Origin of the sequence: Candidatus Sulfurimonas marisnigri, assembly GCF_015265475.1 — a bacterium.
Taxonomy (GTDB): domain Bacteria; phylum Campylobacterota; class Campylobacteria; order Campylobacterales; family Sulfurimonadaceae; genus Sulfurimonas; species Sulfurimonas marisnigri.
In genome coordinates, this window is sequence record NZ_CP054493.1 from 1,877,853 (window position 1) to 1,898,139 (window position 20,287).

20 protein-coding genes are annotated in these 20,287 nt (G+C 32.5%); 7 read left to right on the forward strand and 13 right to left on the reverse strand.

What is annotated here, in order from left to right; translation table 11 throughout:
- Positions 1-8: 8 nt before the first annotated feature.
- From HUE87_RS09490 to gdhA, 5 genes are all read right to left on the reverse strand, one after another.
- Positions 9-806 carry a hypothetical protein gene (locus HUE87_RS09490; protein ID WP_194366144.1) on the reverse strand — a complete coding sequence of 266 codons (798 nt, stop codon included), beginning with the start codon at positions 804-806 and terminating at the stop codon, positions 9-11.
- Between the two features lie 15 nt (positions 807-821).
- Positions 822-1,928, reverse strand: a complete 1,107-nt coding sequence (locus HUE87_RS09495) for a 4Fe-4S dicluster domain-containing protein (RefSeq protein ID WP_194366145.1) — start codon at positions 1,926-1,928, stop codon at positions 822-824.
- 3 nt (positions 1,929-1,931) lie between these two features.
- On the reverse strand, positions 1,932-2,546 hold the full coding sequence (locus HUE87_RS09500; protein ID WP_194366147.1) for a TorD/DmsD family molecular chaperone: 615 nt from the start codon (positions 2,544-2,546) through the stop codon (positions 1,932-1,934).
- Positions 2,547-2,616: 70 nt separating this feature from the next.
- Entirely contained in the window at positions 2,617-3,864 is a 1,248-nt protein-coding gene (locus HUE87_RS09505) for a mechanosensitive ion channel family protein (protein ID WP_194366149.1), read from the reverse strand.
- Between the two features lie 8 nt (positions 3,865-3,872).
- Positions 3,873-5,228, reverse strand: a complete 1,356-nt coding sequence (gdhA, locus tag HUE87_RS09510; RefSeq protein ID WP_194366151.1) for an NADP-specific glutamate dehydrogenase — start codon at positions 5,226-5,228, stop codon at positions 3,873-3,875.
- A 180-nt stretch (positions 5,229-5,408) separates the two neighbouring features.
- Here gdhA and HUE87_RS09515 point away from each other — a divergent pair, with 180 nt between their 5' ends.
- Both HUE87_RS09515 and HUE87_RS09520 read left to right on the forward strand, forming a co-directional pair.
- On the forward strand, positions 5,409-5,735 hold the full coding sequence (locus HUE87_RS09515) for a hypothetical protein (protein ID WP_194366153.1): 327 nt from the start codon (positions 5,409-5,411) through the stop codon (positions 5,733-5,735).
- A gap of 77 nt (positions 5,736-5,812) precedes the next feature.
- Positions 5,813-7,711 (forward strand): methyl-accepting chemotaxis protein, encoded by a 1,899-nt coding sequence (locus HUE87_RS09520; protein WP_194366154.1) that lies wholly within the window; start codon positions 5,813-5,815, stop codon positions 7,709-7,711.
- 5 nt (positions 7,712-7,716) lie between these two features.
- Here HUE87_RS09520 and HUE87_RS09525 read toward each other — a convergent pair whose 3' ends face one another.
- Positions 7,717-8,085 (reverse strand): hypothetical protein, encoded by a 369-nt coding sequence (locus tag HUE87_RS09525; protein ID WP_194366156.1) that lies wholly within the window; start codon positions 8,083-8,085, stop codon positions 7,717-7,719.
- A gap of 65 nt (positions 8,086-8,150) precedes the next feature.
- Here HUE87_RS09525 and HUE87_RS09530 point away from each other — a divergent pair, with 65 nt between their 5' ends.
- Positions 8,151-8,543: a rhodanese-like domain-containing protein gene (locus tag HUE87_RS09530; protein WP_229855123.1), complete on the forward strand. Its 393-nt coding sequence runs from the start codon at positions 8,151-8,153 to the stop codon at positions 8,541-8,543.
- Between the two features lie 95 nt (positions 8,544-8,638).
- Here the strand turns inward: HUE87_RS09530 and HUE87_RS09535 are convergent, their stop codons facing one another.
- Complete coding sequence (locus HUE87_RS09535) at positions 8,639-11,746, reverse strand: efflux RND transporter permease subunit (protein WP_194366160.1); 3,108 nt, start codon at positions 11,744-11,746, stop codon at positions 8,639-8,641.
- Positions 11,747-11,756: 10 nt separating this feature from the next.
- Positions 11,757-12,230 carry a hypothetical protein gene (locus HUE87_RS09540; protein WP_194366162.1) on the reverse strand — a complete coding sequence of 158 codons (474 nt, stop codon included), beginning with the start codon at positions 12,228-12,230 and terminating at the stop codon, positions 11,757-11,759.
- A 78-nt stretch (positions 12,231-12,308) separates the two neighbouring features.
- On the opposite strand from HUE87_RS09540, the gene HUE87_RS09545 reads away from it, so the two are divergent.
- Entirely contained in the window at positions 12,309-13,019 is a 711-nt protein-coding gene (locus HUE87_RS09545; protein WP_194366163.1) for a DUF445 domain-containing protein, read from the forward strand.
- Positions 13,020-13,101: 82 nt separating this feature from the next.
- Here the strand turns inward: HUE87_RS09545 and HUE87_RS09550 are convergent, their stop codons facing one another.
- Both HUE87_RS09550 and HUE87_RS09555 read right to left on the reverse strand, forming a co-directional pair.
- Positions 13,102-13,305 (reverse strand): RNA-binding S4 domain-containing protein, encoded by a 204-nt coding sequence (locus HUE87_RS09550; RefSeq protein ID WP_194366165.1) that lies wholly within the window; start codon positions 13,303-13,305, stop codon positions 13,102-13,104.
- A gap of 148 nt (positions 13,306-13,453) precedes the next feature.
- Positions 13,454-13,996: a hypothetical protein gene (locus HUE87_RS09555; protein ID WP_194366166.1), complete on the reverse strand. Its 543-nt coding sequence runs from the start codon at positions 13,994-13,996 to the stop codon at positions 13,454-13,456.
- Positions 13,997-14,269: 273 nt separating this feature from the next.
- Here HUE87_RS09555 and HUE87_RS09560 point away from each other — a divergent pair, with 273 nt between their 5' ends.
- Positions 14,270-14,488, forward strand: coding sequence for a cold-shock protein (locus tag HUE87_RS09560; RefSeq protein ID WP_272872674.1), 219 nt, complete (start codon positions 14,270-14,272; stop codon positions 14,486-14,488).
- 82 nt (positions 14,489-14,570) lie between these two features.
- Here HUE87_RS09560 and HUE87_RS09565 read toward each other — a convergent pair whose 3' ends face one another.
- Both HUE87_RS09565 and pta read right to left on the reverse strand, forming a co-directional pair.
- Positions 14,571-15,677: an acetate/propionate family kinase gene (locus tag HUE87_RS09565; protein ID WP_194366168.1), complete on the reverse strand. Its 1,107-nt coding sequence runs from the start codon at positions 15,675-15,677 to the stop codon at positions 14,571-14,573.
- A complete protein-coding gene (gene pta / locus HUE87_RS09570) occupies positions 15,674-17,758 on the reverse strand; it encodes a phosphate acetyltransferase (protein ID WP_194366169.1) in 2,085 nt (694 codons plus the stop codon). The genes HUE87_RS09565 and pta overlap by 4 nt, the downstream gene beginning before the upstream one ends.
- 93 nt (positions 17,759-17,851) lie before the next feature.
- Between pta and HUE87_RS09575 the strand changes: the two genes are divergently transcribed.
- Entirely contained in the window at positions 17,852-18,289 is a 438-nt protein-coding gene (locus tag HUE87_RS09575) for a YchJ family protein (protein ID WP_194366171.1), read from the forward strand.
- Here the strand turns inward: HUE87_RS09575 and HUE87_RS09580 are convergent.
- Positions 18,286-18,702, reverse strand: coding sequence for a GNAT family N-acetyltransferase (locus HUE87_RS09580; protein WP_194366172.1), 417 nt, complete (start codon positions 18,700-18,702; stop codon positions 18,286-18,288). The two genes, HUE87_RS09575 and HUE87_RS09580, sit on opposite strands and share 4 nt — an antisense overlap.
- A 62-nt stretch (positions 18,703-18,764) precedes the next feature.
- On the opposite strand from HUE87_RS09580, the gene HUE87_RS09585 reads away from it, so the two are divergent.
- Positions 18,765-20,264, forward strand: coding sequence for an FAD-dependent oxidoreductase (locus HUE87_RS09585; RefSeq protein WP_194366173.1), 1,500 nt, complete (start codon positions 18,765-18,767; stop codon positions 20,262-20,264).
- Positions 20,265-20,287 lie beyond the last annotated feature (23 nt).

A 20,287-nucleotide genomic window follows, 5' to 3' on the forward strand; every position in this document is an offset into this window, starting at 1 on the left:
TTATTTTTTTAAAATCTCATATCAGGTTTATCATAATCAAGATGTTTTTTTAACTTGAAGTACTCAAAAACAGCTTCACTAAACTCATCCAGTAACTCATCAAAGCCAATATAACTGTCTTCAAGCACATGTGTTCTTGCTTTAAGAGATGAAAACTGCTTTTTTGGTTTCATATCAATATTTATCAGACTAAGGTTATTAACCATTTCGAAATTCTGGATATCTGAAAAGTCAATAACTGCGTCATATTTTGAAAAGTCAACACTCATCCCATCAGCTATTCGGTTAATATCTGCATCCACTATTTCCATATCAGTTGTGAAACTCATCAAAGATTCTAAATCATCATTAAAATAACTAACCTCAAAGCCTTGAGTATTAAAAGCAAAAGCTTTAGCATAATGATTAATCCCAATAAGTGCAATTTTTTTCACATCTCTATTTTTTAAAAACTCTTTTAAAACATTTATACTTAAAATATCTCCAATAAGTTTTTCACCATCGCGTATTAACATATCACACATGCCAGAGTGCTTTACTATATCAGAGCTTTCATCCAGGATTTCAACCACATTAGTAACATACTCATTAGATATAAGAGTACCATTTACATGTGATTTTTTCATATTAGAAACTGTAAAATAAAAATCATCTTCGCGGATGTTCATTGGAATCATCATTGCATCTTTATTCTTAGCTTTAAATACTTTATTGAGTTTTGCAGAAATACTACTCTGTCCTGCAAATTCTCCAATAAATCCGTAAAGTTTAGTTTGATGAGAAATCTCATTACTATCGTTCATCATTTTAAATATCCTATATTACATATCATCTGTTATACCCCAAAGTTCACGAGCTTCTTCATCTTCTGCTTTACATCTATAACATAACTTATCTGCCGTGTTTGTACTAAAAATAACATTACATTCATTACATCTTCTTACATTAAACTTGATTAAGCTTTGCACAGCAGGTTCAAAAAACTCTTTTACATTATATGATGGTGAAAGAGTTATAGCATCTGGCTCACATACATCATGACAGATGTGGCATTTAATACAAAGAAATGGGTCAAAATCTATTTTAGAGTTTTTGATATCTGAAGTAAGTGCTCCACTTGGACATACTCTATAACACATTTGACATGCTGTACACTTTTCACTATCAAGCAGCTTCATTGAAGTAAATGTAATTTCATCTGCTTCAATTACATGATACTGGGATGGCTTTTTGACTCTTTTTATAGCTGTAAAAAACAGTTTTCTTCTGTCTGGTATTCGTTTTTGTTTTAAAAGGGCTATATCACTCTTTTGCAAAGTATGCTCAATTAACTCATCTGTTGCTTTTTGTATCTCTTTTTCAAATGCATGTTTAGTTTTTGCTACAGCTTTAAGATTAACACTGCTTAAGAACTCTCTTCTATTACTTGTCACATCTTGAATGGAATCAGATTTTTCATACCTAACATCTTCAACTTTAATAAGTGCCGGATTCTCCATAGCTTCTAATATATAAGAGGCCTCTTCGTAGTTTTTTTCTATTTGAGGTTTGCATTTATGCGCTATATCACAACCATCGCAGTGACCCATATCAAAAACTATCTCTTTTTTAAGTACTGCCATTGAAATAATGTTTTCTATATTCAAAGCTGCTATACATGGAACATTCTTTTTACATGATATTAAATTATCGTCATCTTCTATAAATTTAAAGAAGAAATCTGTTGAACTAAAATCATCTAAGGAGAGTGCTTCATTTGGACAAACTGCACCACATGCACCACATGCAACACATGCAGAAAAGTTGATACTTGGCAGTGGGTTATCTGCTACAACTATTGCCCCTGTTGGACATATAGTTTCACATCTATTGCACTCACTATCTTTTGATAATGAACGAACACAAAGACCCGCACTTAGTTGTATCATTTGTTAACTTAGCTCTTTGGATAAATATTCATTATCACTTAGTAAAAATTCCAAAGCCATCTCGGCAGCATCGTAATAAAGAGGTGTTCGTGCTTCAAACTTCATATTTATCAGATACATTGGTGCCCATTGCAGAAGATGTTTATTTAAAAATTCTCTCTGAACCTCTTTAAGCTCAAGAACTGCATTGGTATCATTGTCTTCTAAAGCTTTTAACTCTGCCTCAATCAAATGATGCATAAATTCCAACTCAATACCAATGTGGTCTGCTGACACAGTACGAGAGACTTCATAATCAACCATAAAATCATAAGCGCTGTAGATGTCCGTAACAGGGTTCGCTCCACCTGTCTCTATTTTCTGATCTTCTCTAGTATAAAAAGTTTCGTATGGTATAAGATGCAGAATAGACAAATTAACAAAGTCAGGGTTTAAATACTCTTGCAAAAGTTTACTTGCTTCTATCTCTCTAAGTGGCTTCCACTCTTTTAAAGTTGGGAAAAATTCTAAAATATTTTCATCATCTTTAATTGTTTTCAACATCTCAGTATCTAGCTCTTGAAGTAGTACACGAGATAGTAATGCGTAAATATTTGTTCTGGCTTTTGTATTTTGCATAATTTTAAGTTCTTTATATTGATTTTTTAAGAGATTATTTTATCTAAAGAATCTGAATATATGGTTAGATTTATTTTTTGTCTAATAAGTCCAACTCATTTTCATGATAAAGTGACATTGATGGAAATGCAAACTCTATAGAATTTTTTTCAAAGATTTCCATTATTTTAAACATTACATCTTGCTTTACTTCCAGCCATTCAGACCAGACAACTGACTTTGAAAAAGAGTAAACTAATATATTAATACTTGAACCACTAAACTCATCAAGATATACTAAAAGTGTCTTCTTTACACCCTGCTCATCATCCTTTGAAGTAACTATTCTTGTTTTTTTACGCTCTTGCATGCTGTGATCAAATTTTGTATTTTGTGTTGCTATTCCTTGATGCTGATCTAACATCTTATAAATATCTGAAAGTGCATTTTTAATATCTTGAGGCTTAGAATTATACTTAATACCTAAATTCATTTTAATTCGTCTACCCAAAGAGCGTTTATTCCAATTTCTAACATCTTTGTTGGCTAAAACTGCATTTGGTATAGCTATTAGAGCATTGTCAAAAGTTCTAAGTTTTGTAACTCTCAAACCTATTTCTACCACAGTACCCTCTTTCCCATCAACCTCAATCCAATCGCCTTGAGAAAACACATCACTAAATAATATAGAAAGTGTTCCAAAAAAGTTTGCTAACGAGTCTTTGGCTGCTAAGGCGACAGCAAGTCCGCCTATACCAAGTCCAGATACAACTGCTGTTAGCTCAACCCCAGCTAAGTGCAATACGATTAACGATCCAATAATCCAAATAAGAATATTTAATATTCTAACACCAACATTAATAACTTCATTTTTTATTTTTTTTTCTTTGGCATTAATGCTTTCTAGTTTTATATTAGATATCGTATTTATTACTCTAAATACGATAAATGTGAGTACAAAGCTGTAAGCTATATTAAAGTAGGTTCCAAAATCTTCAATACTTGAAAAATCATTATAAACATATAATGTTAGTTCTATATTTATTAAAATCATCATAACTTCTGATGATTTTCTTATGCTATTTAAAATATCTTTTGAGTAGCTTTTTAGTGACTTTACTTTAGAAATATTGCTTTGTATTAAATCAAAGATAACTTTACGGATAAAATATATTACTAAGAATAGTGCAATGATTATACTTATCTTCATTACACTCAAACCATAAGGAGTTAAAACTTTATCAATAAATGAAACTGATGCTAAAGATGTAAAACTATCTTTAGCATAAAGTGGAAGATAAAAGAATATGGTGAATAATATATAAAGCTTCTTAACCATAATTCCTCTTAAATTCCCTCAGCAATCATAGCATCAGCAACTCTTTTAAATCCTGCAATATTTGCTCCATCAACATAGTTACCCTCAACTCCATAATCTTTTGCTGTTAGGGATACTCTTTTGCATATCTGTTGCATTGTCTCTTTTAATTTATCGTCAACTTTTTCAAAACTCCATTTTGACATTGAAGCATTTTGAGCCATTTCAAACTCGCTAACTGCAACACCACCTGCATTTGCAGCTTTTGCTGGAGCAAAACATAGTTTATGAGCTAAAAAAGCATCTACGGCATCTGGTGTAGATGGCATATTTGCACCCTCTGTTACACTAATACATCCATTTGATATTAGGTTCTGAGCATCTATCTCAGTCAGTTCATTTTGTGTTGCACATGGAAATGCTGCATAACATGGTATATCCCAAACAGCATGTCCACCTTTTGGATACTCAGAAACTGGTATATATTTAGCCTCTGGATGTGCTACAATATATTCCTCCAAAGAGGCTCTTTTTTCTAATTTCAACTCTTTTAGAAGACATAAATCAACTCCACGCGGATCATATATTGTCCCTTTTGAATCTGTACATGTAACTGGAATCGCTCCAATCTGTTGAAGCTTTTCAATTGCATGAAGTGCTACATTTCCAGCCCCACTAATTGTACAAATTTTTCCTTCTAGACTCTCTTTACCTTCCATGTCTAACATTGTTTCAGTAAAATAAACTGCCCCGTAACCTGTAGCTTCCGGTCTCATAAGTGATCCGCCAAACATAAAAGGTTTACCAGTTAAAACACCCTCATAAGATGATGTAATCTTCTTGTATTCGCCAAAAAGGTAACCTATCTCTCTAGCACCAACACCAATATCTCCGGCTGGAATATCCATTCTTGGTCCTATATATTTATGCAATTCTGTCATAAAAGCTGAACAAAATTTCATAACTTCAAAATCACTTTTACCCTTAGGGTCAAAATCACTTCCCCCCTTACCTCCACCAATAGGTAAGCCAGTAAGAGAATTTTTAAGAATTTGCTCAAATCCTAAAAACTTTAAAATTCCCTCATTTACAGTTGGGTGGAAACGTAAACCACCTTTATATGGTCCTAGTGAATTATTGAATTGTACTCTGTAACCAGTATTTACTTGAATGTTTTGGTTGTCATCCATCCATACTACTTTAAATTTTATTATCCTATCTGGAACAACAAGTCGCTCTAAAATAGCATGTCTCGCATATCTCTCATCTGACTCTAATAATGGAGAAATAGAACAAATAACCTCTTCCATCGCTTGATAAAAAACTCTATCTTGCTCACAATCTGCTCTTTCGAATTTTTTAATATCGTCTTCTGCTATTGACATATATTTCCTTCGTATAATAAATTTATAAAAACATCTTACTTAAAAAAGAATATAATTTATGTTAAAATTCACCAAAAACAAGGACAAATCATAACTTATACATTGGTTCACACAATTCATATATTTTCTGTATTCATTTATGGTGGTTTTTTATTTATTGACGTTTTATTTATATCTAAAATGAAACAGACTTTAACTGATAAAGAGTATGTAAAAGCAAGAGAAGCGATTATGGTCAATGTCAGAAAAGTTGTTCCTTATGCTTTAATGATTGCAGTAGCCAGCGGTTTATACATGATAACTCAAGTTTTAGGAAAAATTGAAGATAGCGGCATGACATATTTTCAAATACTTTTAAGCATCAAAGCCTTTTTTGCCTCTTGGCTTGGTGTTAGAGGAGTTAATCAAAAACTATTCAATATAAACCCTTGGGTATTTAAGAGTCATTTGTTTCCGTTTAGTCTAGTTGTAGTAGTGATACTTATCTCTCAACTTATGTATATTTAAAAATAAGATCTAGAATTTAATAAATAAAATACTATTTTTTATGTAACATTATATTTAAAAAAAACAAAGGATTTTTTATGTTTAGCAAAACAAGTATTCAAAAGCAAATGCTTTACTTTGTAACTCTTGTATCAGTAACTATTTTCGGAGCTACTATTTTTGTGTTTTTTGCATTCCATTATGTTGAGTTAAAATACGATCATCTTCAAAATAGCACAATGGAAGGTGAACTATTAACTTTAAATATAGAAAAAAACATTAACTATATAAGTAGAACAACAAGAGAAATTATGCTTGGTGGAGACTACAATAAAAACATTAACAAACTAAATGATAAAACTGAAAGTATAAAAAGTAGTTTTATTGAACTAGAGAAGCTAATGGCTGATGATAAATCGTTGGATGTTGTAAACAAAGCAAAAGAAACAACTATAATTTTTTTAAACAACACTCTCAATATGATGAAGTCTTTATCTTCTGATAATATTAAAAATAATAAAGAAGCTATATATGCAAAGTACAAAAAAGATTTGACTCCTTATGCTAATGAATCAAGAGAATCATTTAAACAACTTGAAGACCTAAAAACAGATGAGTTAACTTTTGAGTTTAAAGAAATAAATGACTTAATTGTTTTTTTTAAATACTTTGTATTTGTATTAGGTACCGTAGTTGGGTCAGTTGTCTTAGTACTATCAACTTTTATTAGAAAGTCAATTATTAGCGGCATAAAAGATTTTACCTCTTTAATTAGTTATGTAGCAAAAGGTGACTTTTCTCATAAGGCAACTAATACCAATAAAGAAACAGAACTTGGTATTATGGGAAGTGAAGTAACGAATCTTATTACTCATACACAAGACCTAATCAATGAAATAAACAGAACAATTACCGATGCCTCAAAAGGTGACTTTTCACATAAAATCTCATCCGCTGGGATGGGTGGTGAATTTGTTAAGGCAATTGATAGTGTTGCTACTAGTATCGATTTTATGAAATCTCAAAATGATAAAGCCAAAAAAGACACCTTTAACTCTAAAATCAGTGTTAAAAGTGTTCAGGTAACAGAATCACTCTCTATTATTACATCCAGTTTAGGCAAGAATATTAATGAGTTAGAGACTATAACTTCTGCTACTAAAGAAGCAGCAAGTTTAGCCAGCAGTTCTCGTAACGATATTACAGAAATAACAAGTGAACTAAACCAGTTAAGTGAACAGGTCAATATTAACAATCGCAGTATTATTGAAATAGCCAATCAGACAAATGAAATAACTTCTGTCATTGAACTTATAACAGATATAGCAGATCAGACAAACCTTCTTGCTCTAAATGCAGCTATTGAAGCAGCACGAGCTGGTGAGCATGGTCGTGGTTTTGCAGTTGTAGCTGATGAAGTGCGAAAACTCGCAGAGAGAACACATAAGGCAACGGGAGAGATTTCTGTATCGATAAAATCTTTGCAGCAAGATATGAATGATATTCAAACTAGTTCAGACAATATGAAAGTAACTGTAGAGGGGTCAACTAAAAAAATCAGTGGCTTTGAAGAAACACTTATAAACTTAAGTGAAAACTCTAAAAAAATTGTTGACTATTCATATGAGATGGAGAGCAGCGTATTTGTAGTGTTAGCAAAATTAGATCATATTTTATATAAATCTCGTGCTTACAACTCTCTGCTTTCATTAAAAGAGATTTTAACCCCAAGTACATCTCATCAGTGTAGATTTGGAAAGTGGTATGATGATAAGGGCAAAAGTAGATTTTCTAATACTGCCTCTTATTCTAAAATAGCAACTCCGCATTCTATTGTTCACGATTATGCAAATAAAAATCTAACTTACATACAAGAGAATGCTCAAGAGAACACAATTTCAAACTCTGAAGAAATAATAAATAACTTTGAAATGATGGAAAAATCTTCTACTGAATTATTTACCTTACTAGACAATATGTTAGAAGAGTCAAAATAACTCTTCTACTCCCAATCATCATATTTTGATTCGGTGTGTTTATCTTTTTTATAGCGTCTAGCATTTTTATTTTTTTCAAGTTGATTTGAACTATATAAAATATCAGTTTTGATATCTTCTATATCCTTGTCTGATCCCTTGTAACTTATCATTTTTTTAATTAACTTCTGCAAATCTTGCAAATCACCCTTATATAGTGCTATTTCGTCAACTCTTTGTAAAACCTTTAAAGAATTTTCAATCTTCTTATCGTACCCTGCATGTGATAGTTCTGGAGTATTCATTAAGTAAGACAGAGTACTTTTATGAAACCTCTCAATCGCTCTTATATATCGAAGTCTTTGTGCGTTATCTACTGCTTTTTCAGATGCCATTTTTAACCTATTATTTATTTATAGATATAATTATACATTAAATTCAAACCTACATGGAGAAAATATTGAAAAAAATATTGTTATCACTTTTAGTTCTATCAGCATCGCTTTTTGCTACTGTTACAAATGAAAACCCTTCTAAGCAGCTTGTTGATTCGAGCATACCTATTGTTGACATAAGAACACCTGGGGAGTGGAAAGAGACAGGGTTGCTAAAACGCTCTATCCCGATTATGCTTTTTGATGAAAAAGGAAATTATGATCTTAAAGTTTTTTTAGATCAGTTAAACAAAGCAGTTGACACAAAAAAACAATTTGCTATCATCTGTAGAACAGGGAGCAGAACAAAAGTTTTAGCTGACTTTCTTTCTAGAAAAATGAATTATGATGTTATAAATTTAACAAATGGAATATCTTACGCCAAATATATACGTTTACCAATTATTCCATATAAGTAAGTATGGAATTTTTAAAATTTCTTTTTTACTTTACCACTAGGACGATGGTTGTTTTTGCAGCTATCGCTTTATTTGTGTTTCTTCTGTGGGGAGCTTTATACCTCATCTTTATTTAACTCATTTATTGGATTAATACCATTTACCATAGCGTAAAGTGTTGGTAAATAAAGCAAATTCAAGACAGTCCCCCAAATCAAGCCAAAACCAATTGAGATGGCTATTGGTTGCAAAATAACTGCTTGTCCCGTTGCATAAAATATAAGCGTAAACAGACCTAAAAATGTAGTAATAGTAGTAATTAAAATTGGTCTTAGTCTTAGTTTAGCACGCTTAAAAAACTGTTCCGAGTTATGTGTTCCATGTAAAAAATCCAACATAATAATCCCATCATTAATTACAACGCCCGCTAGTCCCAAGATACCTATTATTGATGGCATCGTCAGGTTGATTCCCAAAAGCTTATGCCCAAGTAAGGCCCCTAAAACTGAAAGGGGGATAACACTCATAACCATAAGAGCATATTTTATTTTTGAAAATATCAAGAGCAATGATAAAAGAATTAAAAACACAGCTAATACAACCGCTTTTTTCATATCTTCTTTTAACTGTTTAGATTTCTCTTTTTCACCGAGAAGATTAACTTCAATACCAGAGTTTGAAATCTCATCTAGAGTAGTATCAAGTTTATTAAGTATCTCTTGGGGTGTAATTTTACGCTTGTCAATATTGGCAAACATAGTTTTAACTATACTACCATTTAATTTATCAATCTTCTCATAATCTCTTATTTTTATAATATCTGCTACATCAGTTAATTTTACATAACGACCATCTGATATAGGTATGTCAAAATCTACTAAGGTTTTAACTTTGTCCTTGTCTATATCTTCTGTTTTTATCTCCATAATTCCATTTTTATTAAATGTAGTAGCTTGTCGTCGCTCTAAAAAATAACCACTTAATATCTTTGCGATGGATGCTTCACTAAGTCCTAACCTCTCACCATATGGGTTTATCTTAATTTTATACTCCATTTTTCCATAGCGAATATTGTCACTAAAATTTAAAACACCCTCTATTTTTGATAATTCTGCCTCTAATCTTTTAATAGCATTGTCCAAAGTTTTATCATCACTTCCTGATAAGTTTATTTGAATATCACTTCTAATCAAGCCTGGCTTACTCTCCATAACACCAAGCTCAACCATGCTATATTTCTCTTTGTATGGCATTATAATTTCTTTAACCCTAGGCGAGAGTTCAAATGTTTTTTTCTCCCTAATCCTCTCAGGATTATTAAAATCAAAAGTAAAATTAAGAACAGGGTTTATATATTGATTTATAAAATTTGTCTCAGCCCTATCATAGAGTTCCATTGTAATAAAAAAAACATTATTGTTGCGTTCAGTTTCACCGGAGAGGCTTCTTCTAAATCCACTTGTAGCCGTGATAGACTTTAATGAGAACTCCTTTGAGTGTTGCATCATCTTTGCCTCTATCTCTTTTGCAATTTCAAATGTATCACCAATTGGGGTATTAATATCCATTTTTCCTGATATATATAGATAGTTACCATCAAAATTTGGAAAAAACTGGAATTTCATAGATTTTGCTGTAAAAACAGTTAAAATAGGAATAATTACCAGAAACAAAAGCACAAATATTTTTTTATATGTAATAAAAAAGTGAAGTGTTTTTGCATAAGAATTTTGAAAAGGTTTCCAATCAATTAGATTATTGCTTTTTTTTAAAAACTCCTTAGCATGAAGGGGTAAAAAGAAAAAACTCTCTATTAGTGAGCCTAATAATATCATGACAACTACTATAGGCACAAGAATCAAAAATAGTGCTATATCTCCAGTTAGCATAAACATAGGTAAAAATGCGGCAGCGGTTGTAATAGTAGCTAGCGATACAGGCAATATCATCTCTTTTACACCTAGCAATACAGCCTCTTTTATCTCCATGTCATCATCAATATGACGTTGAATATTTTCACCTACAACAATAGCATCATCTACGACTATACCAATAACTATTAATGCTCCTAGTAGAGATACAATATTTATGGAGTACCCCAAATAATATATAAAGAGTAATCCTATAATAAAAGAGAATGGGATGCCAAGTGCTACTATAAATGCTATACGAAGATTAATCAGAATATACATAGATATAAAAACCAAAATTAGACCAAACATCAAGTTTGATATTACAGTGTTTAAACGATCTCCTACTGGCTTGGAGCTATCTTGGTATAGGTTAAAGATAACCCCCTCATAGCTTGCTCTTAACTCTTCAACATAGCTATACATTTGCTTAGACATCTCTATAGCATTTCCTTCTTCACCCTTAGATATAACAAGTGACAGGGTTGGATTATTGTTAAAAGTTGAGAGCGTATTTGTTTGTGGAAAGTGTATTTTAACATCAGCAATATCACCAAGTTTTACATTTTTATCTCCAATTGAGAGTATGGATTCTTTCCACCCCTCTACATTTGCTTTACCGCTGACAGTTGAGACATAGACAAATTCACCTCTCTCTTCTATATTTCCAATAGGAAAAATATAAGAAAGCTCAGAGATAGCACTTAGTACGCTTGAATGATTTAGCTTATACATTGAAATTGCTTTAGAGTCAATCTGAATTAGAACTTCTTCATTAGAGTCACCTCTAATTGATACATCGCTGATATTTTTTATTCTTGAAATTTTTGATTTTATATCTTGTGCAATATTGGTCAACTCACCTTTTGTATGTTTTTTAGATGAGATGGAGAGCCTAATAAGAGATCTGTGTCTATCTATAAGTATTGCAATCGGGTCAACCATATCAGATGGGAGATATTGCTTAGATGATGCAATAGAGTCTTGTACCTTATTGAGTATATTTATCTTATCACTCTTTTCATTTAGTGTTAAAACTATTGAAAATGCCCCAGGAATGATAGTAGTCTCTGTTTTATCAATGCCATTAAGATTACTAAGCGCATCTTCAATGTCACGGACAGCCATCTTGTCCATATTTGTAGCACTACTGCCGGCATAGCTTCCAGATACTGATATTTTGTCTAGTTCGACAGTTGGAAACATCTCTTTAGGAATATTAATATAAGCATTAACACCTAAATATAATAAAAAGACTAACAGCATATAGTTTAGACGACTATTGTTGACAAAATACTCTATAATTTTATTCATTTATAAACACCTATAGAAGAGACTTGATAACGTTACTTACACCTTGGTGTAAATTATAGTTTGCTATCGGGAAGTCTAGATTTTCATCTTCAAGATTTACTGTATATCTTGCTAAATAATCACCTAGTATTTTCAAATCTATATTTTTGTACTCTTTACATGTAGCGATATCAAGCTTAGTTCTAACCAGTTCATTGACCTCATTTGATTTTTGAATTGTAAAAGCCAATGTTTTTAGGCTTACAAAGTTATTCCACTCTAAAAACAGTTCTGGGGTAAGTTCTAATTTGGCTTTTCCTTCAGGGTTAAAGAGCATATTTGAGTCTCTCAAAGGTATTAAAACACTTAAAATTGATTCACTAAACGGTATAACTTTATCACTCCAAAAAGGAGACTCATTTCTCCTACTCAACTCACTACTCAAAGTATCTAAAATAGTTTGTAATTGTGCATTTTTAAAAAGTTCATAGCTTTCGTTGTTCATTGTATTTCTCTTTTAAATTTATTTACTATATTATAGAATCTTTTTAGTATAATTTCGCTTTTACATTGGAGATGTATTTTGAAATTTAATAAAAGCTTTATAACAAACATTATAGCTGCACTATTGGTAGCTTTATCATATATACTAGAGAGTGAGTGCAGTTCACTTCTACTATATACAGGTCTTTTCGCTCTTTCTGGTGCGCTTACAAATCAACTTGCTATTCACATGTTGTTTGAGCGTGTACCACTACTTTATGGCTCAGGAGTAATACCAGCAAGATTTGAATCATTTAAGGAGTCTATAAAAACCCTTATGATGAGTCAGTTTTTCACCCAAGAACAGTTGGATAACTTCTTTAAAAGTGAAGAGAAAAAAATAGAGCTAGCACCAATCATAGAAGAGACAGACTTTAGCCCGGCATTTGACGCTCTTAGTAAAACAGTTATGGAGTCATCTTTTGGAGGGATGCTTGGCATGTTTGGTGGAGAGAGTGCGCTGGAAGGTCTGCGTGAACCATTTTCTTTAAAAATGAAAAGCGCAGTTATTAAAATCGTAAAAAGTGAGGCTTTTAACAATACTCTGCAAACTCATATGCAAAACTCATCTTTAAGCAGTGATATGATTAACTCTATCGAAGAAGTTATTGATAGCAGATTAGATGAGCTAACTCCACAAATTGTTAAGGAGATAGTTCAAAAACTAATACATGAACATCTCTCATGGCTCGTTGTGTGGGGTGGTGTTTTTGGTGGATTAATTGGATTGATAAGTTCGTTTATATTTTAATACCAATCAGAACCTGTGCTTGTACTCTCTGTTAGAAAGTCCGCTTGACACACTTGTGTCAGAAGACAGAGGCAAGTCCTACTTAAACAACTTCAATAATTACATCAGCTATTTCTATAGTATCGCCACTACGGATTTTAGCTCTTTTTCTTAGCTCAAATTCACCATTCCTCTTTACATATCCATCCCCAACCAGTATCTTAGCTTGTGCTCCGCTATCAACTAAGTCTAAAACTTTTAGCAGCTTAAAAAGCTCTATATAATCATCTTCTAACTCATACTTCATAAATTATCCTTTTGTAAGTGCAATAATATCAAATAATTAGCTATTTTATAAAAGCAATGTTTAAATTTCAAGGCACAACAATGAAAATTATGAAAAAAGAGAATTTATACTACCACCTAACTGTATCTGCCAGGCCACATGTACTAGCTTAAGCCTCTTTGTTTATAATAGAAAAGCCTAAATCATACATAGCTTTGTCTACCATCTCTATGGCTTTTGCCATTGTTTTTTGAGAGATATCCGGAAGCTTACCACCCCACATAGTCTCGGCTTCTTTAAAGCCGGCAATCATCCCCTCTCTTCCCGCTCGAAGCATATCTTCATCACCTCCTGAGCCGTTAATTACAAAGTTTGCAATACGCTCAGAGGTTTGTGTAATTCCAAAAAAACCATCTTCGCTTACAAGTGCTGAAGCTTCTTTTTGAGAGAGTTCTGCTATAGGTTTTCCATCGTATCCAATATTACTCAAAAAACTTTGAAAATCTTTGTAATCTTGTCCAAAACTATCACTAGAACCTAAAATTGAACCCTGAATAGAAGTTGAGTTAAAAGCAACTGCATTAGCATTTTGCTGAATCTGTTCTCTTATCTCCTTTACCTCGTCCTTTGATAATTTTTCTGTAAAAAGAGGTTTAATGGCCGATGGCTTACTTGCACTATTTAAAGTAGCCACATTAGATGAAATTTGCATAACAAATCCTTTATAATTATTTACAATACACTAGCTTACACTAATACTTATTAAGTACAAATATCGACATATTAGTAACTTAAATTAATTATTCAATTTTTTTGTAATTTATTTTGTTATTTATTTTGTGAATTTAAAATTTTAAGTTATAATATTCGCGATGTAAGAATTGCGTGTGAGATCATCTATTAGTATATTCTGCTAGACAAACGACTCTCTCCATTTTCAGACTCCACTTCAATGAAGTGAATTTTTACCAAAGAGGTACAACATATGGCAGAATTGCTAGACGGATCAGTTAAATGGTTCAACGAAGAAAAAGGTTACGGTTTTATTCAACAAGATAATGGTGGGAGTGATATTTTTGTTCACTTTCGTCAAGTAAACAGAACAGGTCAAGGACGTGTTTCTCTAGCTGAAGGTCAAAAAGTGACTTATGAAGTTGGCGAAGGTCAAAAAGGCCCTCAAGCCGAGAACGTAACACCTCTATAGGTCTTGCGCTGTAGACTCCAACATATGTTGGCAGTCTACTACTCTTTTTTTTATCTATCCTAAAAACTTAACATAAAGTTATCTATTTTTCTAAAACCTTTATGCACTCACGAGCTATTTCTAACTCTTCATCAGTATTTATAACTAATATTTTAATTGAACCTGCTAAATGGTTGTCTAAAACTTTATCTCTGATATACTGAGAATTTTCACCTATACCGCCTGTGAAAACTATAGCATCTACTCTACCCAAAAGAGCCATATACGAGCCAATATATTTTTTAATTCTTCTTATCATCATATTTAGTGCTAATTTTGATTTTTCGCTATCACTCTCTATTATACTTCTTACATCATTACTGCCGCAAATACCAAGTAAGCCAGATTTTTTGTTTAAAAGATTATCCACCTCATCAACACCCATCCCCAGTTCTCTTTGCATGTAAATGATAATAGCAGGGTCTACATCACCGCTTCTAGTTCCCATAATTAGCCCCTCTAGTGGAGTAAAACCCATAGAGGTATCTATACTTTTTCCATTTTGTATTGCACACGCACTTGCACCATTTCCAAGATGAAGAGTTATTATGTTTAGCTCATCAACACTCTTTTTAAATATTTTTGCTGTCTCTTTTAATACATAAGAGTGTGATGTTCCATGAAAACCGTATCGCCTTATCTTATGTTTTTCATACATCTCATAATCCAATGCATACAGGTAAGCCTCTTTTGGCATAGTTGAGTGAAATGCTGTATCAAAAACAGCTATTTGCTTAACAAACGGTGCTTTTTTTCTACTAATAGTAATCCCCTCTAAATTTGCTGGGTTATGCAGTGGGGCTAGAGGTATAAGTTCTCTTATCTTATTTATAACATATTCATCTATAAGAGTTGATTTTTTAAACTCTTCTCCACCATGGACAACTCTGTGCCCTATTGCATCTAATGATGAAAAGTCTTTAATTATATTGTTTTGGGACAAAAGTATTATTATGTTTTTTAAACCTTCATGATGATTATCTATAACTGAGGTAATTACAACCTTTTTTTCATTATGTTTAAATATTGTCGAGGAACTAAACTCTCCTATTTTTTCAACCAAAACACTAGCTAAAACTAATTCTGTATTCATGTCAAAAAGCTGAAATTTAATAGATGAACTTCCAGAGTTTATTACTGCTATTTTCACTTTACCTGCCCTGCTTGAATGGCTGTAATTGCTACGGTATTTACGATATCATCAACCGAGCATCCTCTACTTAAATCATTAATAGGTTTATTCAGACCTTGAAGTATTGGACCTATTGCTACAGCTCCGCTTGAACGCTGAACAGCCTTATATGTGTTATTTCCAGTGTTTAAATCAGGGAAAATAAAAACTGTAGCCTTTCCTGCAACTTTTGAATTTGGAAGCTTGCTGGCTGCCACATCTGCATCTATAGCTGCATCATACTGAATAGGACCCTCAACCAAAATGTCTGGATGCAAAGATTTAAAAATTCCAGTTGCCTCTTTTACCTTGTCTACATCTGCGCCTGTTCCACTCTCACCTGTTGAGTATGACAACATTGCAACTTTAGGATCAATGCCAAAGGCTTCTGCTGTCTTAGAAGATGAATATGCGATTTGTGCCAAAGCTTCGGCATCTGGATCTTGATTTACAGCACAATCTCCATAGACTAAAACCTTGGTTTTTAAACACATAAAAAAGACACTAGAGACTATCGAAGTATCTGGTGTTGTTTTTATGATTTGAAGAGCAGGTCTAATAGTCTCACCAGTTGAGTGAATAGCACCACTCACCATCCCATCTGCATATCCCAAGTGAACCATCATTGTTGCGAAGTAATTAACATGTTGCATTGCATCTCTAGCCGCAAGCTTACTTAAACCCTTTGCTTCTCTTTGTTTAAAAAAGGCATCTGTAAACTCATCCAAAAGTTTTGAGTTCTTATAATCAATTATAGTAGCACCACTTAAATCAACACCTAGTCTCATATAGTTTTCTCTTACTTCTTTCTCATTACCAAGGAGTATTACATCTGCAACCCCACGACGGATAATTATCTCTGCCGCTCGCAGTATTCTCTCATCTTTACTCTCTGGTAAAACAATTCTTTTTTTATTAGAGCGTGCCATCTCAAAAAGTTTGTACTCAAACATTACCGGTGTCATTGTTGTACTGTAAGTACTAGTAATTCTTCTCTCTATTGACTCTATATCTGTATTTGCATTGAACATACCAAGGACAAGAGCTATTTTTCTCTCACTTGTAACTCTGATTCTTGCAGAAACTTTTGATATATTTCTAGCTGTTTCATATGTATTTGTGTCAATACTTATGATTGGAATATTAAAGCCATCTAATCCATCGAGTAATTTTTTAATATTTGGATGAGCCTTCATGCTAAATGGAAAGATTATTCCAGATACATTTGGATAGTTATTAGAGTAAAGAGAACCAAAAAGTCCAAGAATAATATCAGATCTATCTGCTGGAACTATCACTAAGTCATCCTCTTCAAGGTATTGTAGAAAATTATCCAAAGTCAGTGCCGCAACTTTTACATCTCTTATTATTCTTGTATGGTCCTTCTCTCTCATAGAAACACTCTTTGCACCAAGTCCTTCTATAACATCTTGAATTGTCAACATGTCAAGTTCTGCTACCTCTTTTAAAAGATAACAATTTTTATCGCCACTCTTAAGTGTCGATTGCAAGCTTTTATGTTGCTCACTATCAAGTCTATTTATAAATGTTGCAAAATGAACACACCCTTCACTTTTAAGATTTTCTTTCTCTATAAGCATATTTTCATATACATCTAAAACAGTGCTGTTTTTTGCATTGATAATATTTATTACCGCTGAACCAAAATTTTGTGCTATTTTTATATTTAAATCATAGTTTATTGTTGTTGTTAAAAAAGAGCGACGAACCCCTTCACAAAGGACAAAGTCATACTTGTCTTCAAGTTTTTTAAATTTTTGAATAAGCTGGTTTATTAGCTCATTAGTTCTATGTTGTGATATCATTTTTTCAACATAGTCTATGTCAAATCCATAGCTATCTTCATAGTCCATATCAATGTTGTAACGCTTTAAAATAAAGTTTATATCATTATCTTTTTTATCTTTTTTAAATATTATGGGACGGAAAAAAGCAACGCGGTCAATGTTTCTTTTTAATATTTCCATAATTCCCATAGAAACAAAAATAGTCCCTGCATCTTTTTCTTGTGCCGATATGTAGAGTGATTTTATCTTCATTAAAAAACCTTAAATAATATATTTGAATAATACAAATTTATATGTTAATACCTGCTGTATTGTGGTAGGATTACAAAAAAACTTGGAAGTCTTATGAGCTGTATATGTGGGAATAAAAAAGATTATAATGAGTGTTGTGGAGCAATAATAAATAGCAATATAAAAGCCTCCTCCGCAGAAGAACTTATGCGTAGCAGATATAGTGCTTATGTAAAAGGAGACAGCAACTACCTTATTAAAACATTAGTTGCTAATAATAGACATGCAGATGATGCAGAGCTTATTGAAGAGTTTAGCAACTCTGTAAAGTGGCTGAAACTTGACGTGCTACATGTAGAGCAAAATATTGTTGAATTTAAGGCTTATTATAAAGATATAGATTCCATAAAAGTCTTACATGAAAAAAGTAACTTTATTTTTAAAAATGGAATGTGGCTATATGTAGACGGTGAACTTTTCAACTCAAAAGTAGAGCGAAATGAGAGCTGTCCTTGCGGAAGTGCAAAAAAGTTTAAAAAATGTTGTGGCTAAACACTTTTTAAAAAGACAAAACTTTTTTTTATAAAACCATATTTTTCATAAAATAGATGTGCCTTTTCTTTCTCAACTCCTGAAGATAAGACTATATTTTTACACATGCCCATCTTTGCATAATCGTGCAGATATTCAAGCATCATTTTTGCATACCCCTTATTTCTATGCTTCACATCTGTAACCAAATCATATACATATAGATGTCTTTTATGGTAAAGGTTGGTAGAAACGGCGACACCAGTATATGTTATGAGTTCATCTACATCAAATATGCCAATCATCTTATAATCAATACTTCTCATGTCATATATTAAGTCTTCAAACTCTTTATAAGTGAGTTCCGTTCTAAGTTGACAAACCACCTCATAAGCAGTATATAATTCTTTTAAATCTAGTTCTCTTATTTGCATTCTGGCATTTTATAATAAATTTGCTACAATTCCAATAATTATATTTAAAATAAGGAATTATTATGGCAACTAAGAACTTTGAAGTTATTATTGTAGGTGCTGGCGTTTCTGGGACAGCATTAGCATACGAGATTGCAAGATATACTGACATTAAGTCTGTTGGTATTATTGAGAAGTATGGAGATATAGCAACTTTAAATTCTAGTGCTAAGGGAAATTCTCAGACAATGCATGTCGGGGATATTGAAACTAACTATACTTTGGAAAAAGCAGCGGTTACAAAACGTACTGCTAAGATGGTTGAGAAATACTGCCTACAACACCATTATCAAAATGAGATAATATATTCACACCAAAAAATGGCTTTGGGTGTGGGCGAAAAAGAGGTTGAGTTTCTACTTCACCGCTATGAAGAGTTCTCTGAACTGTTTCCATATTTAGAGGTATGGAGCAAGGAAAGACTTAAAGAGTTGGAACCTCGTGTTGTTTTTGATGAAGATGGGAATGAGAGAAAAGAAAATATAGTTGCTATTGGCACTAGGGACCAGTGGACAACCGTTGAATTTGGGAAACTTTCAAAATCTTTCATTGAAAATGCAAAAAAAGAATCAGATGTAGATGTAGAACTCTTTTTAAATACTCAAGTTTTAGATATAGAAAAAAGTAAAAAGCGTGGTTATATTGTTAAAACTGCAAACGATACTTACTATGCTGACTTTGTAGTTGTAGACGCCGGAGCTCACTCTCTGTTTTTAGCACATAGAATGGGTTTTGGCCTAGAACTAGGTTGTTTGCCGGTTGCAGGTAGTTTTTATATGACCGAACAAAAGCTGTTAAACGGTAAAGTTTATATGGTTCAAAATCCTAAACTCCCATTTGCAGCTCTTCATGGTGACCCTGATGTTCTAGCTGATGGAAACACACGCTTTGGTCCAACTGCCTTAGTTCTCCCAAAGCTAGAGCGTTACAAAAGTGGTACATATATGGACTTTTGGAAAACTCTTAGATTTGACACAAAAATTGCTACTGCATTGTGGAAACTGCTAAAAGAGAGTGATATCCGTAACTATCTTTTTAGAAATTTTCTTTATGAGATTCCATTTTTCAATAAGTATCTATTTTTAAGAGATGCTAGAAAAATTGTGCCTGGGCTTAAGCTTGATGAATTCAATTATGCTCCTGGTTTTGGTGGTGTTCGTCCACAAGTTTTAGATAAAGAGCAACAAAAATTGATGCTAGGCGAGGCTTCTATCTTTACAGGTGAGGGTCTAATTTTCAACATGACGCCATCTCCGGGTGCAACTTCATGTTTGGGCAATGCTGAGAGAGATTTGAAATATATTTGTAAATATATTGGTAAAAACTTCGATGAAGAAAAATTCAATGATGAGCTTACGGAGGGTGAATACTGTGCACTTCCAGAGCCTATTGCATCTCAAAAAGCCATTGTTAATCTAATCCGCGCAGAGATTGCAAGAACGGATGAAAAATATTTTAAAGATATGAATCAAAATAAACCTGATGATACTTTTTGGAATAAACCACATAGTAAACTTAAGTAATAGATAGCTATTAAATCAAGCTT

What these genes read in the sequence shown, in the direction of transcription:
- HUE87_RS09535 (WP_194366160.1), bottom strand. Translation starts at nt 11,746, where the DNA reads ATGAATAAAATTATAGAGTATTTTGTCAACAATAGTCGTCTAAACTAT.
- HUE87_RS09560 (WP_272872674.1), top strand. Translation starts at nt 14,270, where the DNA reads ATGGCAGAATTGCTAGACGGATCAGTTAAATGGTTCAACGAAGAAAAA.
- HUE87_RS09580 (WP_194366172.1), bottom strand. Translation starts at nt 18,702, where the DNA reads ATGCAAATAAGAGAACTAGATTTAAAAGAATTATATACTGCTTATGAG.
- HUE87_RS09575 (WP_194366171.1), top strand. Translation starts at nt 17,852, where the DNA reads ATGAGCTGTATATGTGGGAATAAAAAAGATTATAATGAGTGTTGTGGA.
- HUE87_RS09585 (WP_194366173.1), top strand. Translation starts at nt 18,765, where the DNA reads ATGGCAACTAAGAACTTTGAAGTTATTATTGTAGGTGCTGGCGTTTCT.
- HUE87_RS09500 (WP_194366147.1), bottom strand. Translation starts at nt 2,546, where the DNA reads ATGCAAAATACAAAAGCCAGAACAAATATTTACGCATTACTATCTCGT.
- HUE87_RS09520 (WP_194366154.1), top strand. Translation starts at nt 5,813, where the DNA reads ATGTTTAGCAAAACAAGTATTCAAAAGCAAATGCTTTACTTTGTAACT.
- HUE87_RS09525 (WP_194366156.1), bottom strand. Translation starts at nt 8,085, where the DNA reads ATGGCATCTGAAAAAGCAGTAGATAACGCACAAAGACTTCGATATATA.
- gdhA (WP_194366151.1), bottom strand. Translation starts at nt 5,228, where the DNA reads ATGTCAATAGCAGAAGACGATATTAAAAAATTCGAAAGAGCAGATTGT.
- HUE87_RS09490 (WP_194366144.1), bottom strand. Translation starts at nt 806, where the DNA reads ATGATGAACGATAGTAATGAGATTTCTCATCAAACTAAACTTTACGGA.
- HUE87_RS09505 (WP_194366149.1), bottom strand. Translation starts at nt 3,864, where the DNA reads ATGGTTAAGAAGCTTTATATATTATTCACCATATTCTTTTATCTTCCA.
- HUE87_RS09550 (WP_194366165.1), bottom strand. Translation starts at nt 13,305, where the DNA reads ATGAAGTATGAGTTAGAAGATGATTATATAGAGCTTTTTAAGCTGCTA.
- HUE87_RS09555 (WP_194366166.1), bottom strand. Translation starts at nt 13,996, where the DNA reads ATGCAAATTTCATCTAATGTGGCTACTTTAAATAGTGCAAGTAAGCCA.
- pta (WP_194366169.1), bottom strand. Translation starts at nt 17,758, where the DNA reads ATGAAGATAAAATCACTCTACATATCGGCACAAGAAAAAGATGCAGGG.
- HUE87_RS09495 (WP_194366145.1), bottom strand. Translation starts at nt 1,928, where the DNA reads ATGATACAACTAAGTGCGGGTCTTTGTGTTCGTTCATTATCAAAAGAT.
- HUE87_RS09515 (WP_194366153.1), top strand. Translation starts at nt 5,409, where the DNA reads ATGAAACAGACTTTAACTGATAAAGAGTATGTAAAAGCAAGAGAAGCG.
- HUE87_RS09540 (WP_194366162.1), bottom strand. Translation starts at nt 12,230, where the DNA reads ATGAACAACGAAAGCTATGAACTTTTTAAAAATGCACAATTACAAACT.